The 23,251-nt window shown below is 28.6% G+C and carries 5 protein-coding genes; 4 read left to right on the plus strand and 1 reads right to left on the minus strand.

Features of this window, described 5'->3' with window-relative positions; all coding sequences use genetic code 11:
* Positions 1–151 precede the first annotated feature (151 nt).
* A complete protein-coding gene (locus GWI58_RS06865) occupies positions 152–8,350 on the plus strand; it encodes a calcium-binding protein (protein ID WP_161769031.1) in 8,199 nt (2,732 codons plus the stop codon).
* Positions 8,351–8,433: 83 nt separating this feature from the next.
* On the opposite strand, the gene yaaA is transcribed toward GWI58_RS06865, so the two are convergent.
* On the minus strand, positions 8,434–9,219 hold the full coding sequence (gene yaaA / locus GWI58_RS06870; RefSeq protein WP_004245218.1) for a peroxide stress protein YaaA: 786 nt from the start codon (positions 9,217–9,219) through the stop codon (positions 8,434–8,436).
* 302 nt (positions 9,220–9,521) lie between these two features.
* Here yaaA and tal point away from each other — a divergent pair, with 302 nt between their 5' ends.
* The 3 genes from tal to GWI58_RS06885 all read left to right on the plus strand — a co-directional run bounded on the left by tal (position 9,522) and on the right by GWI58_RS06885 (position 23,230).
* The gene (gene tal / locus GWI58_RS06875) at positions 9,522–10,475 is read left to right on the plus strand and encodes a transaldolase (RefSeq protein WP_004245217.1); all 954 of its coding nucleotides are present in this window, start codon (positions 9,522–9,524) and stop codon (positions 10,473–10,475) included.
* A gap of 439 nt (positions 10,476–10,914) precedes the next feature.
* Positions 10,915–19,554 (plus strand): anthrax toxin-like adenylyl cyclase domain-containing protein, encoded by an 8,640-nt coding sequence (locus GWI58_RS06880; RefSeq protein WP_161769032.1) that lies wholly within the window; start codon positions 10,915–10,917, stop codon positions 19,552–19,554.
* A complete protein-coding gene (locus GWI58_RS06885; protein WP_161769033.1) occupies positions 19,523–23,230 on the plus strand; it encodes a calcium-binding protein in 3,708 nt (1,235 codons plus the stop codon). The genes GWI58_RS06880 and GWI58_RS06885 overlap by 32 nt, the downstream gene beginning before the upstream one ends.
* The last annotated feature ends 21 nt before the right edge of the window (positions 23,231–23,251 follow it).

Raw genomic sequence — 23,251 nt, forward strand, 5'->3', positions numbered from 1 at the left:
TTTTTATTAAAAAGCTCACTATAAAAGTGAGCTTTTTTATTGTTTTAAATAATTTTACACTCAAATAAAAATAAGAAAATAATCATTTAATGCTAAGGAGAATTACACTAGTTTTTATCTCTTAATGTAATTAATAATAAAGAGGTAGGCTATGGGTGGATTTAAAAAAATTAATATCAATGGTGATATTGAAAGAATTACACTGGAAATAGTGAAATATATTAAAGAGCATAGTGTTGAATTACCTTTTAATATTGAGTCAGTAAGGCGTGTTTTAATTGAGAATTATATTTATATTCTTACTTATCAAAATGAATATGCTGCTAATGATTTTTTAATAAAAATAGAAAGTAATTTATCTCTTTATAATCGGGATAAATTTACTAAAGCGATTGATTTTATTGTAAAAGAAATTAATGCAAGTATAGAGAATTTATTTGTTAATAATTCTTATCTTGTAGAAAAAAATTATCAAAAGCTAAATAAAACACGTATTAATTCAGTATTTCAGCATTACCCTTCAGGGTTCTTTCACTTAAAAATAGAAGATAAAGACTTATTTATACAGATAGATAATACTAATCAATTATTTAAAATCATTGACTTTGAAGGTACGGTAGAATTCTTTTCTAAAAAAGATGAACTTATTCATATTATTAATCAAATGGTTAAAAACAGTGTTGCTGATAACTCTATATCTTACCGATTTTACGCTAAGAACGAATATTTTAATTTCTTTACTCTCGATAAATATTGGCAAGTAACACCTAAAGATATTTATGCCGAAGTTATTAATGATATCAAGGCAAAAAAACAGGTACATATTGATAGTCATTTAACTATTGAATTAATAGATAGTTATTCATATAAAAATATTTTTATTGTTAGAGACTCTAATGAAAACTCAGAAAAAATACTCCATATATATCTTAATAATATTGATGAAGCATTCTTGATTGCCGTAGCTAAACATCGTCAGCTAAAAGAAAATGGTGAGCATTTACTTTATAAATTAGATAAGGATTGGTTCTTTACTAAAATGAAAGATAAATCCGTTAAATATTTTTCACAAACTTCTGATTTATTAATACCATTAGAAAAGATAATGGGAAGAATTAATCTTGTTGCTTCAGCTGAAACTAATTATAATTTTAGCCATTTTGATCCACTTTCAGGGGTATGTTATGGAATAAGTTTGAAATATTTATTGGAGGTTAGAAATAATGGTATAGAAGGAGGGAATAAATATTTACATTGGCTAAAAGAAAATATTAACCTTTATAAGGATAAAAAAGAAAAGATATCGGATAAGCTTGAAAAAATTATATTTGATAGTGTGCAAGAATATGAAGTATTAAAATTGATTAAAGAGATCAAGGAAATTAAATTCGCACAGATTTTTCAAATGGAGAGAATATATGAAAAAATAAATTATACAATTTTTGATTTAACAAAGGCTACCGAATACCGAAAAATTTTAGCAGAAAATGGCTTGAAAGCATCGAATGCAAATAGGCTAGAAAGTAGTCTCTCACAAATAAATTATCACTTAGAATATATAATGCAATATTATAATGAATATTATGCGATTATTGCATTTAGAACGCATGCCATTGCTCTTACTTATAAAAGATATTCTAATAATCATTATAAATTTACGCTATTTGATTCTAATTCTGAATTGACAGAATTTTCTAATATAGAATCAATGAAAGACGCTTTGATAAAAACAATGGGCTCTTATACTCTAAATAAAGCTGATGGAAAAGAATATTTTATAATTGATGAATATAAAAGAAATCCTACAACGAAATATCGTAGTTTATGGGATCAAAATGAAATCGAGTTACATAAAGGTATCGCTGAAAATATAAAAAAAATTGGTTTTTCATTGCCTTTTAAAGATGGTGTTGTTGGACGAGTTATTCATTACAGTGAACAGCGTGATCTCATTTTAGAACTTAAAATAAATAATGAATTAGTTGAAGTTGTGGTCAAAAATGTTTTTGTTGATGAGGGAATATTTTTAGTTAAAAATAATTTAGATAAAATTCTTGAGAATAATAAAATCAGTAAAGTAATTATAATGAGTAATAGTGATGGTATTGATATTCAATTTACTGAATTTAATACACATCAAAAAATGAGTAAGCCAAAAGGATATCTAGAATTTAATGATGTTTATTATCGAGATTTAATTAAGATTAATAGTTATTTATTGAATGGTAAAAAATCATTTTCATTGAATAAAATTGTTTCATTAATTGATACACTAAGGGGGAATATTTATTTTGATAAAATAACAGCCAGTTTTTCTATAATTGATGAAATTATACTATTTAATCAGAACAATGAAAGTATTTCTCTTGTTGATATACTGAATCAAGTGAAACAGAAAATAGAAGATAAATTATTCTATGGCGATCTTCTTTATGGAAAGGAAAAGTTAATTGCATTAGCACAAAAAAATAGCCTAGTAGCGGCAATTTTTTATCGAATGATGGTTAATGAAATCAATGAAGGTTATACTGGAATTAGTAATTTTATTTATGAGCAAATTATTGATAACCCTTTTTTAATATTAGATAAAAATAGAAATGTTGGGGTTGTTGGTTATGATTATACGATTAATTTTAAAAATAATTATAAAACGTTAAAAGAAATTATTGATGGTATCGATATTTCTGAAATAAAAAATCTTTTTCTTTTAGATGATGAAAATAGACTGCACTTAAAATTAACTTATCAAAGATTATCAGAATATAGAAACAACAAGTATGTTAATAAGCTTCTTCATTTGATTGAAGATGAAATTGATTCTATAAAAAAAACAGATGATACAGGTATTTATCGTGATTTGTATTTTGAGTTTTTTAGCAATCATCAGTTTAATAATAGAGTGATTATTCATGAAATAGCACAATTAGAAAGTTATTTTAATAATAATTATCAGGAGCGAAACCATGGCTATCATCCTAGTAATTTTTATATTAATGAAAATGATCCTCTTACCCTACTAGAAAAGTCATTTAATCAGAACAAAAATGAAATAGATAGTAGTTATCTATTATTTAATGAAAGTAAAGAAAATTTTGACTTTTTATTTGTTGATAATAATTTTATTACTAGAGATTTTGTAGACAATATTGTTATTGAAAGCATTAGTGGCGTTTATCAAGATGATATCGTCATTTATTTCTATAATGGTGTCAAAAGTGAACAATTAACACAATACTTAAAAGATAAACCAGAAATAGGCCGTTTTCTTGATTATTGTTTAAAACATAAAATAAGAGTGATTGCTGCTGGAAATGAAGAATACTTTCCTGCCACCAATGCGCTTGTTAAGCAGAAAAGCCGTGTTGAATCACTACAAAATGTTATTTTACAACATCAATTTGTTGGTGAAAGAACAATTGTTTTTGCCAATAAGGAGACTTTATTTAGTTATCAAAGTGGTCATTTATTTATTGAAGGGATTGCTCAGCGGCTAAATATGCCTATTTATACTGTGACGGATAACAGTCTTATACTTGAAAATGAATACATTATGGTAAAACCGACGACTGAAAGTCAGTTTATTGGTCACCCTTTACTTGCTGATACAGGTGCATCTAATACGTTACTTACTGAAACAGTACCTAATGAGCCTAATACAGTGCCTAATAGGCAAAGAGTAGATATTGAAAATAAAAACTATGCTGCAGAAATTTATCAATTCGTCTCACACAATTACACTAATTATAGAGATAATCAAGAGTTTAAGTTAGGTTATCAGAATGAGATTAGCACGATTTTTTCTGGCTATTCTGACAATATGACCATTGCTGATATTTTAAATTACATTCAGTTAAATCGCTATCAGATTAATTATACTCAATTAGGTACAATTATTAGGAAAGTTGATCAAATTAATCTTAAATATCATAAAGAAAAACTCACAGAACTCAGTGATAAAATAATTAATCATGATTTACTCATTGATAATGCAATTGAGAAACATTTGGTTGAATTATCGGCAGTATTTAATACGTCAGATAATAGTTTAATAAAAAGGAATTTAATTCAATCACTTTATGATCCCTCTGTTAATAAAGAATTTAACCAATTTTTAATGGATGGAATGAACTTTGAACAGTGGCAAGAAATAACTAATAAAGACTATGGAAACTATAATTTAACGGAAAGAACGTATCAAGTTATTGAAATTATTCATGCAATTTATGATACTCCTCACTTAATAGATAATTTAAGTGAACTATCTAAAAATAGGCTTAATGCTTTTTTTGATGAGGGTAATAAAGGTATTTTATCACGAGTATTATTGAGCACAATTTCAAGCTTTGAACTCTATAAAGAGACCATAAATAATTTAAAAAAACTCGCTGTTATCAGTCAGTCTGATGAAAAAATTAGCGCTTTATCACCAGTAGAAGCATTAAATAAACTCAATGAGTTTAAAGGCGAAGTTAACTTAGCCACAAGTGAAGATAGCTCTACCATTTCATCTAAAGTGGAAATTAATAATCTTGTCATTGACAAAAGATTACTCTGTTATTTAGGTGCAAAGATAAATGGTGAAAGTATCGATGCGATAGATCTTAATCAGATAGAGAACTGGGATAAAAAAATTACTTTTGATCCTCAGCATCTTAATGATTATTTTTTATCTGTGACGGGCAATGAAAAAGATAAAGAAGTTATTGCATTATTACGTTATCTATTAAATAGCAAACAAGATAAAATTAAATATTTTCTTTCTCATATGGCCAGTAGAGCTGATTATGTCGCAGCTCATGAAAGATTAATGAAAATAATAGCATTAGGTAGTAAACAGTATAATCAGCAAGATTGGGAAAATTTAAGAATACCTTCATTAAAAATTCCCAGACATATGAGAGTTATCAGTAAAATTGGTTACGCTAATATTAGCTTCGGTATGTGGCAATCAATCAATTCAACCTTTATGCTTGCTGAGCAACTTAATAATCCGCTATTAACCCCTCAAGAGCATAGAGAGACCATCAATAATCTTGCCATAACATGGTCAGAAATGGCCTATAATGGCTTATCTGAATTCATTGAAATCGCTTTAGCTAAAGGATTATTAAAGTACCGTAATAATCCTTTAGAGTATATTAGTAAAACCAGCACTCGGATTGGTATCGGGCTTAATATCCTGTCTATTGGATTTGATATCTATAATATCTACGATAACTTTAGCCGTATCTCAGTAGAAAAAAATGAAAAACGACGGATTGACTATATTGTGAATGGCTCTTTAGCTATAGTCTCCGGATTGGTCACTTTGGGAGTTTCTATCGCAATGCTTGCTGGCTCTACGGTCGCGGGGCCTATTGGTATTGTCGCTGGCGCTGTTATCGCCTTAGCCATTTCAATTTATAATGCCGCAAGACTGATAGAAGAAGCGAAAGAAAAAATAGGATTTACACCACTAGAAGAACTTAATAATGGTTTTTATGCATTTTTAATGGGGGATATCTTACCAAGCAAAAAGAATGAAATCGTCTATTTAGAAACAAAATCACAGTTAGAAACCATGATTGACCAAAATGCACAAGAACATCTTAATGAAATAAAAAAACAGAAGCCTCACAGTTATTATTTTTATACGAATGAGAAACAACTTTATGAAGAACATCATTATTATAAAGTGATCCCTCGTATATTGGGGAAAACATTAGATAATATACTTAATCCGTTTGGCGAAATTGTTGTACAACGAGTGGCGAAAAATTTAAGTAAAGAAGAAGCAGAAAAGATAGCTGCGCTTTCTCATTATCTTAGTGTCGAAAGAACGGAATATAAATACTATGTTCCTAAAGAAGCCATCGCAACAGATGAAATTCTCATTTTTGATATGGATTTTTATGTTAATCAATTAAATCGTTATACGATTAATTTTGCATTTGAAGATGATAATCCTGTTTTTGAGGATGAGGTGGATATCTCTTTTTTTGATAAAATAAGAACAACAAAAGAAAAATCATTGAAAAATTTATCATCAGGAGAATTAACAGATGATTTAATTAAATCAACAGCAAGAAAACAATATTTTGAGCCAAGTTGGCGTGAGAATGAGCTATTTTATTTTAATACTTATAATGGGGATGATATTATTGCTGCACCATTAATAACACAAAATATATTTGATGTTCATAATGGGACTAAACGATTAAGTGGAGGAGAAAAAGATGACACCTTTAATGTGTTCACTTCAACATCCCCTCGTTATGCCAGCCGTTTTTATGGTAGAGAAGGTAATGATACATTACGTATTATTCAGACAGAAAAAAAATATATAGGGTATGAAGTTAATCTATCTAAAAATTATATTAAATTTATCGGGGGAGAAAATAAATCCAATAGCCAGAGTTTTCATGCCAGACTTTTTATCTTTCAAGAGCAAGGACAAATCTATACCCATAAATTAGCGGATACAATGCCTAATATAACACTACAAAAACAACCCGTTATTGCCTATTTAGAGAGTATTGAAAATGTAGTAGGCAGTGAAATAGGTAATGATATTATTTATGGTGACCAAAAAAATAACTATTTAAATGGCATGGGCGGGGTAGATTCATTATATGGATTAGCTGGAGATGATACGCTGGTATTACGGGAAGGTTATGCACAAGGAGGGGCGGGGAATGATAGTTATACGATTCTAAGAGCATCAAATACGGATAATAATGTTAAACAACTTGAAACTATTATTGATGAAGAGACGCATACAGAAGCTAGTCTTATCCAGTTAAATTATACTTTTGATGAAATTACCGCTATTTCTCGTCGTGAAACAGATATTGTTTTTACACTTAAAGTTAGTAATGATAAAGATCCTGATCAATTTATCGAGCATTTAATTGCATTAAGTCATGTATACCAAGATAAGAATAGTCAATTATTAGCCCATCGATATACCATTGTGACTATGGATGGTTTTATACTTACTATTAATGAAAATAATAATCAACCAAGAGAGGTATCATATAACTTTAGTTATTTAGAAAAGTATAATCAGCAAGAGAAGCTACAACAGCTTTCTGTTAATGACGATAAACACGCATTGTCTATTCAATCTGACAATAAAACTAAACTTATTCAATTATTACCTGAGTTGCAATACAGTGGTTTCTCTTCTGGAGAACATTTAAAGCTTAATCTACAGGGTAATAGCGAAAATAATCATTATGCTGGAATTGCGGCTCATTCATCAATTAAACTGAGTCGCGGTTATGACAATTATCAAATAAGCTCATTGCTAGCTAAAAATAGAAATGAAAAGATCACTATTTCTCTGAGTGATAATGATAAACGATTAACATCTGATTGTACTAGCCATTTCTTTTTATCTGATGTAAGTGGATTTGATTTGATGTTTAGTGATGGCGTTTTATCGCATCGCTATAATCCTGATGCTCATATTAAACTTGTGTTCGATACGGAAAGTGTTAGTGCTATTTTTAACTCAGGAATGACACTTCAATTTATTGATAAAGATAATCGAGTTTTTCATTTGCCTAAGCCAGACAGCGGTCAGCGTTTACTGATCCCCACTATCACTTTGGATGTTAGGTTGAGTCATCAAAGTGATGTTCTGATGATCCCACCCTCCCTACGTTTAAATCAAGAGACATTATCAGCATATTCTCTTTTATCTCCACGTATGCCCTCTATTTTAAGTCTATTAGCACATAATATTTCGCCCCAAGCTATGCAAGCGATAGATTTATTACCGGTGATAGAATTAATGGATGGTGATGATATTGTTGTTAATCATAATCAAAGTAGTTCAGTGATTGATGGGGGGAAAGGTGATGATCATATTGTTGTCAATGAAGGGCACCATATTTTAATTGCTGGAGAAGGTAATGATAATCTTAATGGCGGAAGTGGACATGATCTGTTTATTTCAACCTCAGGGAATGATTATCTAAGTGGAGGAAGTGGTAATAATGTTTATGTGGTACAAAAACGTCATGGTGAAGTGACGGTGTATGATGAAGGTGAAATGAGCCATATTTTTGTATCAGGATTATCTGAGCATGAAAAATTAATATCCTCTCAAGCAGGTGAAGATAAACAGTATCGAACTACCGATAATCAATTTGTCTTGACTGTTAAAACAAACCGAGTAGAGAAAATAGAAACTGATCCTGTGAAGGTTATCGAAAAAGAACAGACATTATCAATGGGATCCCTTGCGACAATTATTCAACAAATGGCTCAATTTAATCAGCAACAACTATCGACGATGCAAGGCAGTGATGTTATTCCCTCATCAAACTGGTCGCTTTTGGCTGTGGTCGTTAAGCATTTATAATTTCCCTTGTGACCCAATAAAAATAGCCCTAGTTTCAGGGCTATTTTTATGAATTACTATTATTTGATAGCAAAAAATGAGGCTTATTTTGCTAGATGTTCTGCACGTTTAAAGACAAGGGTATTGCCTTCAGACTCGGCGGCATTAAATTGATAACCCTCTAGATTAAATTCTTTAAGTTGTGCCTTATCACTTAATCTTTCTTGAATAATAAAACGGCTCATTAAGCCTCTTGCTTTTTTAGCATAAAAACTAATCACTTTATATTTGCCATTTTTCTCATCAAGAAAAACAGGTTTAATAATTTCAGCATTGAGTTTTTTTGGATTGACTGATTTAAAATATTCATCAGAGGCTAGATTAACCAAGATATTATCCCCTTGAGCTTCAAGGGCGTTATTTAACGTTTCAGTAATTATGTTACCCCAAAACTGATATAGATCACTGCCTTTTTTATTGTTCAGTTTTATGCCCATCTCTAAGCGGTAAGGTTGCATTAAATCGAGTGGGCGCAATACGCCATATAAACCGGAAAGGATACGCAAATGCTGTTGTGCAAATTGAAAGTCGTCATCTGTGAAAAGTTCAGCGGCTTGCATTCCGGTATAAACATCACCTTTGAACGCTAAAATGGCTTGTCGCGCATTATCGGGTGTAAAGTCAGGTTGCCATTCACCAAAGCGAGCCGCATTTAGTCCTGCCAATTTATCACTAATTTTCATTAAGCTTGCGATATCACTGGACGACAGTTTTCGACATTCTGTAATAAGTTGTTGGGAATATTTTAGCAATTCAGGCTGGGTGAACTGCGTTGTTGCTAAAGGCGATTCGAAATCCAGTGTTTTAGCTGGTGAAATAGTAATTAGCATAATTCCCTCAATAGTTATTTTGATTTAGTTCTACTATAGCAAATTGTTTGGTAGATAAGTTAAATCATAATAATAGGAAAAAACAATACTTTCACCAATGTGCCATAAAATAGACATATTAAACGATTCAGCCTGAGTTGTTATTCTGTTTTTTGCTACTTTTGTTTTGCGAAATCGTTTGGCATTCAAATAATTGCTTTCGATGAATCTAAGCATCTTGTAGTGTGAGCAGTCCATGTTATTATCAATAGATATCCGCAGGTGACTGCAAACAGATTTACCTAGTAGATGAGATAAACAAAATGACCAACAAATTAACTTCTTTGCGTAAACTGACTACAGTTGTAGCTGATACAGGTGACATTGCAGCAATGAAACTGTATCAACCTCAAGACGCAACTACCAACCCTTCTTTAATTTTAAATGCAGCCCAAATTCCTGAATATCGTAAATTAATCGATGAAGCGATTGAATGGGCGCGTTCACAAAGTGATTCTCGCGAGCAACAAATCGTTGATGCGTGTGATAAACTTGCTGTCAATATTGGTTTAGAAATCTTAAAACTGATCCCAGGTCGTATTTCAACAGAAGTTGACGCACGTCTTTCTTATGATACCCAAGCCTGTATTGTCAAAGCGCGTCGTTTAATTAAACTGTATAACGAAGCGGGTATTAGTAACGATCGTATCCTGATTAAACTTGCTTCTACATGGCAGGGTATTCGTGCAGCTGAGCAATTAGAAAAAGAAGGTATCAACTGTAACCTAACTTTACTGTTCTCTTTTGCTCAAGCTCGTGCATGTGCAGAAGCTGGTGTATACCTGATCTCTCCATTCGTTGGCCGTATTATGGATTGGTATAAAGCCAATACAGATAAAAAAGAGTTTGCACCAGCAGAAGATCCAGGTGTTATTTCTGTAACTGAAATTTATAACTACTATAAAGAGCATGGTTATAACACCGTCGTTATGGGAGCAAGCTTCCGTAATATTGGTGAAATTTTAGAATTAGCAGGTTGTGATCGCCTAACTATTTCTCCTGCGTTATTAAAAGAGTTATCAGAAGCACAAGGTGAAGTAGAGCATAAACTATCCTTTAATGGTGAAGTTAAATCACGTCCTGCGCCAATCACTGAAGCTGAATTTTATTGGCAACATAATGCTGATCCAATGGCTGTTGATAAATTATCTGATGGTATTCGTAAATTTGCGGTTGATCAGGAAAAATTAGAGAAAATGATTGCAGATTTATTATAATCTAATCTCTTATTCTCATAAATTAAGTTAATACCAATTGTAACTTGAATGAGATAATTAGGTTACAACTCCTCAAAACCCCATGTAATGCACATGGGGTTTTTCTTTAGTGATACTATAAACGCGACTTAATATATTATCATCGATAGAGTTTTTATAATAATTCATTGTGTAGATATGATTATTCATTTTATATCTGGAAAATAAAAATATTTATATTATATATAAATATGGTTTTAATATATTCTTAAATGTATTGTTATCAATAATATTATACCTGTTTTATTCATTAATCCTGTAAACATGATATGCAATATAAATAGTATATTGTTCAAAGAGTTAATTTATGAAAGTGATAATTAATATATTGTATAAAATATTATTTTATAGCTAATCAATATTAAATAATCAATATTTTTTGTAAATAAAAGGAGTTTGTATGAATAATCATGTAATAACAATATTAGATAGAATTTTTGATCCTCTTGCTAAAAGAATAAAAGAATATATCAAAAATAACATAACAGATAAAACTATAGATTATAACGAAATAAAAAACTTACTTTTAGAAAAATATTTAATTCTCAGTATTTATAAAAATGAAGATATTGCACAAGATTATTTATCAGAAATAGCAGAAGGATTTGCTATTTATAATAGAAATAAAGAAACAAAAAATATGCAATCTATCAAAAAAAAATTAGATGAGAATATACAATTATTTATTAACGAGATAGAAGCAAAAAAAGCAAAGAAAGCAAAGAATAAAATTACTACCAGTAAAAGATCGTTAGAGTCATTATTCACGAATAATGAATATTGTATTTATGATCTTAATTTTTATGGAAAGAGATTTTTTATTCACATTAATAATGAAAAAAGTAAATATGAAATTATTAGTAACAATAAGAAAAAACGTTCATTTAATAATAGAAAGCTTTTATTAGATTATTTATTTAACAATATAAACCATATAGATGAGAAAGTTGAAGTACAGTTTACTGCTTATAAGAAAAAAGAATTCACGAAATTAGCGAACAATATAGAGAAATGGGGAATAAATGAACGTTTTTTAAGTAAACAGATTATTAATAGTATAAAGATTAAAGAAGTTGTCAAAGTTAATGAAGATTTCTCCATTAAATTAATAGAGTTATATGATTACAAAAAGGTTTTTTTAGTAAAAAATAATAAAGATAATAGTGAAGTGATTGTTCATATCTATACAGATAATATTGAAAATGCGATTTCTTTGCTAACTGAAAATTATGCTAAAATTAAAAATAAAGCTGAAAGTTTAATTTATCAGAAAAATAATAAATGGATGGTTGAAAAAATAAATGGCGAGAGAGTTGTATTTTCACCCGGTAAAGATTTAGTTTTACCATTAAAAAATATGTTAGAACAACTAGATATAGCTATGAGTAGTTATACTGGGCAGTTGTTAGATATTGTGATGGAAGGATTAAATTTAAGATATTTAATAGAAGTTAGAAACAGTGGTATTGAAGGTGCAGAAAATTATCTAAAATGGTTAAGAAATTTTGCCGATCTATATAAAACTAAACCTAGTGATCAGAATGTTGGAGGATTCAAGGAAAAAATACAAAAAGCTATTTATGAATACAAATTGATGCAATTAACAGAAGAAACTAAAAATATCATTTATTTTCAGGCTTATCAACAAGAAAGAATTAATGGGATAATACATCACTATAATAGTTTTGATGGTCAAATTCCATATGCTAAGGTATTAAAAGGCCTTGGATTAGAACCAGTTAATAAAGAAAATAAATTCTTAAATGAAGAGTTACTTTTTAAAAAAATAGATGGATTACTTACAGGAAAGGACTGCAGATATATATTTGTCGGGTTTGATCGACATCAAATAGCGATCACTTATAAAAAATATTCAGAAGGAAAATATAAAATTTCTTTCTTTGATCCGCAATTTGGTACATTTGAATTTGATAACATCAAAGACTTAAAAAACATTATTAGAGAAAAACAAAAAACTTATGGGCTTACTAAAATAGAAAATGAACCATTGTTTTATTTTGATGAATTTATTGAAGTTAAAAGTGAAAATTATAAACCTTTATTTAGTAATGATAAGTCATCAGAAAATAGAAAAACATTTATAAATAAAGGTATTGCAGAAAATCTAAAAACAGTTGATTTTTCATTAGAACTTGCGAAAAATGTTACAGCTAGGGTAATACATTATGATGAAAGAGGTATTTTAATTGTACAAATAAAATATAATGATAAATTAATAGATATAAGTATTGTTGAAAGTGATGTAGAAGATGCACTTTATTTACTAAAAGATAATATAAATAAAATAATTGAATTTGAAGATGCCAGTAAAATAATCTTAAAAAAAACAAATAAAAATGTCGCCATTACACCAATAGAATTTAACACAGTATGGGGCGGGGATAATCCTGCCGGATATATTAAGTTTAATCATAATGAATACATTAGTATTATTAGTAAAGATCTTAACCGTTATAAGGGAGAGATTAAAAACAATATAATAAAAATAACAAAAATAATCAAAAAATTAAACTCTAATATTTACTTTGAAAAGCTAAGATCCAGTTTTGATTTGATTAATAATATTTCATATTTTATTAATAAATATGAAGAATTACCTATAAGTAATAAATTGCTAGAAATAAAAAAAAATATAGAAGAACTTCTTTTTTATGGTAAATTAGAGTGGGAAAAAAATAAAATTCTTACTCTGGCAAAAAAAAATAGCACTATCGCAACTAAGCTTTATCAAGTTATGGTAAAGGGAATAAATGATGGTAATTTTCAACAGAGTAAATTTATTTATGATAATATTATTAATCATAAATTCTTAACTGATGATATAAAAAGGCCTCAAGGGATAGTAAGTTATGACTATACAATAGTACTTGATAACAATAAAAACAATATATTAGAAATAATAAAAAAAATAGATAATAATCAACTTAAGAATATGATTTATTATGATGGTAATAATCAAATCCATTTGAGATTAACATATGATGAATTAATGACATTTAACAATAACCAAGGTGTTAAAGAACTATTATCAATTATAGATAAAAAAATTGATAAATATAAAAAGAATAGTAATAAAACAAGACAAGAAATTTTTACTGAAGTATTCATTAATAATGAATATGTGAATAGAGTATTACAATTAGAAATTAATGAATTAAATAATTTTTTTCTTACTACAGAAAATCAATTAATTCAGCAAGATAGCAGTCAATATTCTCATCTTGATCCTATTGTTTCAGAGGGGGATATAAAAGAATTAGCTATTAAGAATATTAAAAAGACAGGTATAGGTTTTATTTTATTTGAAAATAACGAAAATAGTGTCGATTATATAATAAATAACCCATCAAAACTAGTAAGCAATTTTAAAAAGATTATCACAGATTTAATACCTCGTATCTATCAGGAGGATTTAAATAATTATCTTAATGGAGTAAAAACTAATACTCGAATTATTAATTTATTAGAAAATAATGAAAAATTAGCTAAACTAATTAAAATATGTAGAAAATATAATATTTCACTTATAGCTGCGGGGGAGAATGACACTAATGGACTTCATAATGAGTTTATTAAAAAAAATATTAGTATCAAAAAATTTTATGATTTAGTTATAGATAATACAATTGAAAATGAAACAGTTTTAATTGTTGCTGATAAAGATAAGCTTTATAATTTTAAAGAAGGGATTATATATGTAGAAGGGATTTCCAGTAGATTAAATACACCTATTTTTAATGTAGAAAATAATCAAATTAGAAGATCCCAAAATGATACTATTTATATTCCTTCATCAATAAATAACGAAAATACAATATGGAGGGAACATGATGGTTTAGCAGGAGAGTATGTCGCTTATGAACCTATTATAGGTGAAATAAAAGATAGTGCTAAAATAAAAAAATATTTAGACAATATTTTTTACGCTAATAAAATATATGAAAACTTATCAACCTTATATCCTTTGCTGAGACATGAAAAAAGTTTTTTATTAGGATATCAAGATGATATAAAAGCAGTTATTCCTGATTATTATCATGAAATGACGATAAAAGAAATATTAGATTTTATCATATTGAATAAATATACTCTGAGTAAAAGACAATTAGGTGCTATTGTCAAAGAAGTAGACTTAAGAGTGGAAAGATCAGGAGCAAAAAATAAACAATATAAAAATTTCACTCTATTATTTGATAAAGTTAATAATAATAATGGTATAGATAATAAAGCAAAGTTATTATTATTTCCCCAGAAACAACTTCTGCTTAATTCAGAAAATAGTATAGAAGGGGGAGATGAAGCACTGACAATGCTAATGTTAGTTGCAAAATATTTAGAACATATGGGGGATGTTGGAAGAAGTCGCAATTTTATTAGTAATTTAATGGCGGCATTATCAATAATAAATAACAAACATTATGATGAATATAATTTCAAGAAGTTAAGTCAGGATCTTGTGTCGTGTCTTAATGAATTAAGTAAAAATCATCATGAAATTTCTAACACGGTAGGAAGCGTAAATAATGATAAACGTTCATTAGATTATGTTATTAATAAGCTTACTAATAAAAAGCTTAATTCAGGTAGTTGTTATCTGCAATTATATACATCAGATCACGTTATTATCGTTTGGGCTAATTTAGATAAAAATAATGATAATTTTGGTCTTTACGATCCTAATTTTGGTATGGTTGAGTTTTCATCTAAAAGAAAATTCATATCTTATCTTAATCATTTTTTTAAATCTAATGAAATCAATGCTGGACTGCTATATGGTTTAGAAAAAAATAGTAAAAATAATTTTATTTTCAAAAAAATTATTGACATTAATGCTACAAAACTTGCTGAAATAAAAATAAATAATAAAACTTTAGATAGTATAGTTGGTAGTAATATTATTAATTATCAAGGAATAGCAATAAATCAACAAGAAAATGCAAAAATTAGTCATAATATCAAATATAAAGAATTATTTATTAAAAATAAAATAAGAGAAAGTGACTTATTAGCTATTAATGCAGCAGGAGTAAAGGGTTACTATTCCTTTTCTGATAAAAAACGAAGTACAATGAGAAAAGTTGTTCTACTTTTATCCGATATTGATAATTTAGAGACTCATTATTTAAACTTTGCTCAAGAATATCATAATGCAGGCTATGATTTTTTTATTATTGATGCTTCAACAGATATTGATGCAGGTGAAAAAGCATATGATTATTTAATTAAAAATTATAATGTTGATTTAGATTCAATATTGTTACATGGACATAATAAAAGTGGTGAAAAAGTTTTTGATTTATTTCATTTACTAAATAAAAGAGGTTATTTCCCTGAAGGGATCGTCTTAAGTTCATCTAATAATGATTTAATCTCAGTTGTAAACAAAGTAAAGCAGTTAAAATATAAAACTGGTATTTATATTGCCCATGATCATCAAATTACAGATGAAAATAATTTTTTAATCGATAGGATCTTAAGATCATTTGGCCATGAAGTTAAAAAATTTAGTTTCAGTCATCGTGAAGAATATAATAATTTTTACAATTGCAAATATCATCAACCTGATCCAGTTAGAAAATTTTCTATTTATCAATCAAGAAACTTGACGTTAGCGCCTATTGGGCAGGAGCCTATTCCTACTATTGGTATGCCTGAAAATGATCAGAAAGCATTTAGGCAGGCAGCGGATAGTGAAAATGTGATTATTGGCGTTAGACCTATAGATGCGCGATCAACGACATTAATTCAATCTAGAGAATACAGCAGTAAAGGGCTTTTAATTAAAGGGAAAAGTTCTGATTGGGGGCCTATGGCAGGGTTTATTCCTGTTGATCAATCTCTTGCTAAGTTATCAGCTAGAAACAATGTGGCTAAATATAATCTAGCAAATCAGGAAGCTCTTGATAAAGGGTATGCTATCTCAGTGCCACTTACACTTTCACCAGAGCGTGTTAGAGAACTGCAGCAAAATAATATTTTAAATTATTCTGATCTCTTAACAGATATTATTCAGGTGACATGTCGTGTTGATAATAAAGAATATTATTTCTATTTATCTAAAGTTGATCAAGACGGGAAAGTCACCTATACAGTTAATTCTTACGATAATGGAAAATTAATCCCTATTAATGTACTGGCTGATCCAATATCGAAAAAACCTATGATTGCAGATTATGATTTATTTACTGTTATGTATTCTTATAATGATTTGAATGAAAAATCAACAGTAAGAAAAGCTATTCCATGGGAAGAATGGAGAAGTAGTGTTAATTATGATGAGTTATCACCTACTTACCAAGAGTATTATAATAATAAAGATCTCTATGATCGTTATGAAGGTGAACAATTAGGTATAATTAGCCAACATGTTAAGAATATAAAAAATAAACTCAATAGATTATTACAGAGAGAAAAAGGAAAGGAGATGATCCATCATGGTGCTGATGATGCAAATCCTTTTTCAGTTATAACAGATAATTTTCCTGCGACTTTTTTTGTACCAAATGAGTTATTAGATAAAAAATTAAATGCAGATAACAATACATTAAGAGATTTTTTTGTTGTTACTGAGAACAATGTTATCATCATACGTGATGCAAAAGAATTTTCAGATTTTCAGCAATTAGTGATAAATAATGGATTTATATCACCTTTAAATGAAAGGTGGAATGAGGGAATCGAAGAAAGTTACTTTTCAAGAAGAAGAAAGTCCTCTGAAAATTATCTAAATAATAGAGAGCTATTGGAAAAAATATTTTCAGCTAAAAACAAGCATAAATCACCATTAAATAAAATTAATAGTGAATATTCAGATTATGAATTGAAGTTAATAAGAAGTAATAAATTAGAAAATATTATCAATACAAGCTCACAGCAAGCCAATAAAGAAATAGAGCTATTAAAATCGCCTTACAATCACATTGAGGCGGCTAAGAAAGACATAGATAGTTATGGTGTTTATAGCAAATTACCAATAAACTTAAAAAAACGAATTAATCAGTATAAAAGAGATTTATCTTGGTTTAAGCGAGGGGGATATAAGATTTTTAATTTTATTATGTCTACTCCAGAAAATTATTTAAACCGTTCTGATTCTATTCGATTAAATAATATATTTAATATCATATTAGATTTACCTGAAATAAAAGAACCAATTTATAAATCTATTTATGTCGATGATTTATCCACTTATACAAAAAATATTGATACCGGAGCAGTGATTGCCATTAATAGTGTTCTTAGAGGTAGTGTAAATGCTCAAAAGATAAAAAAAGATGACAATAATGTTTTTATATCTATCTTAGGAGAACACAATGCTAGAACGATGATGGGTATTAGTAATGGATTTACTGATCAGGTGATGATTGCTCCGGGTAAGCATTTTCGTGTTGTATCGCAAAGAAAAGAAAATAATAAATATTATGTTGTATTAGAAGCAACGGATATATTAATACCAAGTGAGCCTATTTTTGATCTTTACGATGCAAGTTTAAAAGGAGTTGCTATCGATAATCATCGAAGCACCGTTACTGAAGCTTTAGAAGCTGTAATATCTGATAAACGATTACTTGATACAATTAATAAAATTAATACTGAATATATTGATACTACGATTGAAAATAATTTTATTGATAAAATCATAAATAAAAAGCTAACCCCAGAATATGCAGGTTATCGCTATTCTCAGGAATTATCAACGATATTTGGAACTGAGAAAAATTATGTGGATATATTAAAACAAATTATTAATGATCCACTTTCAAATAAAAAATATAATCAATATATAAATAAAAAAATAAGCAGAGAAGAATGGTTGGCTAGTTTTACTCATGATTATTATTTAAATGATCCATTAAAAGAAAAGTTTATTAATGTTAAATTATTGGTTGATGCGATTCATGATCAACTTAGTTGTATTGATACATTATCTGATGCCTCTAAATCAATATTGATGGAGTTTTTTGCTACTGATTTTGATACATTACGTGGTAAATTATTGAAATTAGTTTCTAATCAAGAAAGTTATACTCATTTTATTCGTGATATTGAAAAAACTCAGTTTTACTTAACACAAAAAAATAATTTTAAAGATAAGTCTATCCATGATGTTTTTTATACTGTTAAGCAAATAGAGACTAATAGACAAAATATTAGCCATGCTATTTTATTATTGAAGAAAAAATTACTTCAATCTTCTCAGAATAAAAATCAATATGATACGTTTATTTTAAGACTGCCTTTTGATAATAATAGTGATACCTCTTCTTTATTAACATTGCTATATGCTAGTTTAAATGGAAAAGTTACTCATGATACTTTAATGGCACATATTAATCTATTAGAAAAGTTATATATAAAATTAGCGTATAATGAATTAACGCCACAGCAATTAGAGTACCTGTCTATTTTTAATGCATTACTTGCCGATATTTCACAAAAAGAAGTAATGAATAATAATATATTTAAAATTGCAGATGGTATTCTTAATAATAAAGTAAGCCAATTATCTATAGGTAATTATCTGCTAGAGATAAATACTAAAAAGATTAATTTAAATATATCGACTACAGAAGATGGTCGCTTTATTTATCGTGTTTTTATTTCTGACGTCGGTGTAATTAATATAACAGGTAGTGATAGAGAACAAATGACCGTAGAGTTATTTAGCTTCTTAAATGAAATAAATAATGTTAAGAATAATATTGCAGTGGATTATTCAAATGAAACCTCTGTTTCTGGAGTCATTTATCATGTTAATGAGGAAGGGATTATCTCCTCTGAACTATTTGATAAATTTAATATACTTAAAAATAAAATTTCTAGTGATATAATTCAACAGAATATCATTAAAATTGCTGGTATTGAGATTGATAAAGCTATTTTATATGATCTGGGATGTCGCGTTGATGGGAAATCTATCATCAGTATTAATTTACAGGATATTCCAAATTGGCAAAATAAGTTAAAGTTTGATGCAGAAAAATTAAATGACTTTTTTTTTATCCGCCTCTGGCTCTGAAATAGATCAGAAAATAGTTTCTTTGTTAAAAAAAATTCTAAAGAATAAAGAAAAAAATATTAAAAATATCCTTTCACCAGATACGTCGAGAACTGATTATATTGTAGCTAAAGAACGGTTAATGAAAATTATTGAGCTAAATAATAGCAATATTGATTCTAATTATTGGCATGAGTTACGAAATCCTTCTCTGAAAATACCTCGCCATATGAGGATTATATCAAAAATTGGTTATGCAAATATTGGTTTTGGAGTTTGGCAAACTATAGTTTCAACTTTAAATATGATTGAATCTCTCGAAAATGGAAATTTAAAACCACATGAACGCAAAGAGATAGTAAGAAATTTAGCAATAATGTGGTCTGAAATGGCATATAATGGACTTTCTGAAATCATTGAAATTGCTGTTGCGAAAGGGATGTTAAAACATCGTTCTAATAAGTTAGAATATGCAGGGAAAATAAGTACTCGTATAGGCATTGCTTTAAATATCCTTTCAGTAGGTTTTGATATTTATAATGCCTATGATAATTTTAGTCGTATATCTTCTGAAACTGATACTAGAAAAAAAATCGACTATATTGTCAATGGTACTTTTGCTGTTGTTTCAGCATTAGTCACTATTGGGGTTTCAATTGCTATTTTAGCGGGATGTGCAAGCGCAGGTCCTGTCGGAATTGTGATTGGTGCAGCCATTACCGCTTTTTTAGCTATCTATAATGCAGTAAGGGTAATTGAAGACGTTAAAAAAAGAATTAATTTTACTGTTAGTGAAGAGATAGAAAATGGGCTATCTGTTCTTTTTACTGGGGATTTAACTTCATCTAAGAAAAATGAAATAACATTACTTGATACCAAAAACTATTTTCGTACTAGAGTCGATGAGAATAGTAAGGCATTTTATAAAAAGCTTATTGAATCTAATCCTCAAAGTTATTATTTTTATACAAATGAAGAATATGAGTTTGTTGAGAAGAGATATTACTCACTTTCTAATATACCCAAAGAGATTGATTCTGGTTATGTTATTATAAATAATAAGCCAATAGTATTGACTATTGGTGAGCTATATACTGAAACTGAAGCTGCTCAAATGAAAGCTTTTTCAAATTCATTTGGGTTTTACTCAACAAGCCTTAGATATTATGAGCCTAAAAAAAATATAGGCACTGATGAAGTACTTATTTATGATGTTGATTTCTATGTCAATGAATTATATAAATATAATGTTGAATTGGAATCTAATGAATATTTAAACTTAACAAGGAATACAAGAGAAAATATTAATTATAATAGAAGAAGTGCTAATTTAGGAACACATAATGTTAATGGGGTTTGTGCTGTATATGATTATTTAGGAAAGGATGGTGAGTTTTTCTATTTTAATACGAATAATGGGAATGATATTATTTCAGCCCCAGCACATGCTCATAACGTATTTGATGTTTATAATGGTATAAAAAGATTAAGTGGTGGTAACAATAATGATATTTTTAATCTTTATGTTACTGAATCACCTAATCATGCTAGTCGCTTTTATGGGCGAGACGGCATAGATACTTTACGTATCGCTGATAATTCACCATTATACTCAGGTTATAATATTAATTTAAAAGGTAATTATGTTAAATTTGTAAGATCTAAAAATCAGTCTAATAGTATTGGATTTGAACCTTCAACATTCTATTTCTTTGATAAAGAAACAGGAATAACCTCACCATTTATAATAAATGATTCAATGCCAAGCATTTCCCCTAGAACTGATGAAGTTATTGCTTATTTAGATAGCTTTGAAAATATTGTTTGTAGTGGAAATAGTGATGATATATTGATGGGAAGTGATGATGATAATTATATTGATGCAGCTTATGGTAATGATTATGTCCTAGGATTAAAAGGGAATGATACGATTAAGCTATCTGAAGGTTTCGCTAATGGTGGTGAGGGGCATGATACTTATATTATTTCACGACTAAATGCTTTTTATAAAGGAAAAAAAGAAGTATCTATTATCATCAATGAAGTAACTGGAGATGAAAAACTAGAAAATAATCAAAATGCATCTGAGCAAAATATTGTTAAACTAGAACATAACTTAAAAGATATAAAATCAATAAAACGTATTGGTTCAGATATTGTTTTTTTATTAGATAATGGCTTTATTATCAATGAAGATAAGACACAAACGCCACTTCCTGCAACATCGATACGTTTAAAAAACATATTTAAAAATGAGAACAGTTTTGATGTACTAACTAATTATTGCATTATTACAAATGATGGGTTTATTTTAAATAATAATAGTGATGCTAATTGTAATAGTGAACCGTTATTTAACTTTAGCTATATGGAGAATTATTCAAATCTTGATGATAAATATGAATATATATACATAAATAGCAATAATAGAGAGTTTAATCTTCGTTCACGCTCCTGTTCTGTTAAATATAATATACTGCCTGAATTAAAATACAGCGGACTTGCTAACGGTAACTCGATAGAATTATCTATTGAAGGAGATAGTAGCAATAATACTTATTTAGCCATTGATCATAATACGCGAATAACATTAACCGCAGGTGTTGATGTTTATCAGCTAAAAACGTTTATAGCTCAAAACAGCAATGAGCGTATTGAGATATTTCCTAGTAAAACAGTTGATGATGAAAGTGTTGATAATCTATCTACCTTTATTTTACCGGATGTTAGTGGGTATGATCTTAAGTTTGAAAACGGTGTTATCTCTCATCGCTATAATCCAGCTGCTCATCGCTTTATAGATATAAACATGACTGAACAAAGTTTAAATAAAATTTTAAATTCAGGTATTCAAATCAGATTTATTGATAAAGACAATAAGATGTTTATTTTGCCAAATAGTGATAGTGGCGAACAGTTGTTAATACCTGTTGTTAAAGAAAAATTATCTATCAGTTATTTTGATGATTATGTTATTATTCCTGAATCCCTTATTTTAAATAAGATAATGATGGAAAATAGTAATATTTATTTATCTCCGCCATTACAACAACACGCATTTTTATCTAATTTGCTTAAACATAATTCAATTCAAAATATTGAATTATTACCTATTATCGATTTGCTAACAGGTGATGATATGTTGATAAATAAAAATCAAGGTTGCTCTGTAATTGCCGGGGGCAAAGGAAACGATACTCTTATTGTGGAGGGCGGACAGCATATTTTATTTGCCAATGAAGGGGATGATAAGCTCTATGGCGGTAAAGGGAATGATGTTCTTATTTCAGAGAGTGGTAATGATTATCTGGAAGGTGGAGAGGGGGATGATATCTACTTAATTAACAAACATCATGGTGAGATCACGATTAACGATCATGTAGGGAAAAATGTTATTTTTATTACTGGGTTGGATAAAGGCGAAGTGATGTTATCTTCCCGTGATAATGATGATGAAGTTCTTCTTTCTCAGGATAAAAGTTTTATTGTGAGATTAAAAAATAAATATAAAGAGGAGCTGCAGAGCACTTATCAGATTGAACAAAGGGAGGAGGTGCTGAGTGATGAAGCATTAGTCTCTATTGTGCATGAAATGGCTCAGTTTAATCAAACTCAGTTGTCTTCTATGCAAGGAACCCTTTTGCCTGAAGCTAAAGAATGGACTTTAATGCCAATCATCACTAAGCATTTAGGTTAAGTATCAGATGCTCTAAAGTAA

The organism is Proteus sp. G2674 (genome assembly GCF_009915195.1).
Taxonomy (GTDB): Bacteria; Pseudomonadota; Gammaproteobacteria; order Enterobacterales; family Enterobacteriaceae; genus Proteus; species Proteus mirabilis.

What these genes read in the sequence shown, in the direction of transcription:
- GWI58_RS06865 (WP_161769031.1), top strand. Translation starts at nt 152, where the DNA reads ATGGGTGGATTTAAAAAAATTAATATCAATGGTGATATTGAAAGAATT.
- yaaA (WP_004245218.1), bottom strand. Translation starts at nt 9,219, where the DNA reads ATGCTAATTACTATTTCACCAGCTAAAACACTGGATTTCGAATCGCCT.
- tal (WP_004245217.1), top strand. Translation starts at nt 9,522, where the DNA reads ATGACCAACAAATTAACTTCTTTGCGTAAACTGACTACAGTTGTAGCT.
- GWI58_RS06880 (WP_161769032.1), top strand. Translation starts at nt 10,915, where the DNA reads ATGAATAATCATGTAATAACAATATTAGATAGAATTTTTGATCCTCTT.
- GWI58_RS06885 (WP_161769033.1), top strand. Translation starts at nt 19,523, where the DNA reads ATGACTTTTTTTTTATCCGCCTCTGGCTCTGAAATAGATCAGAAAATA.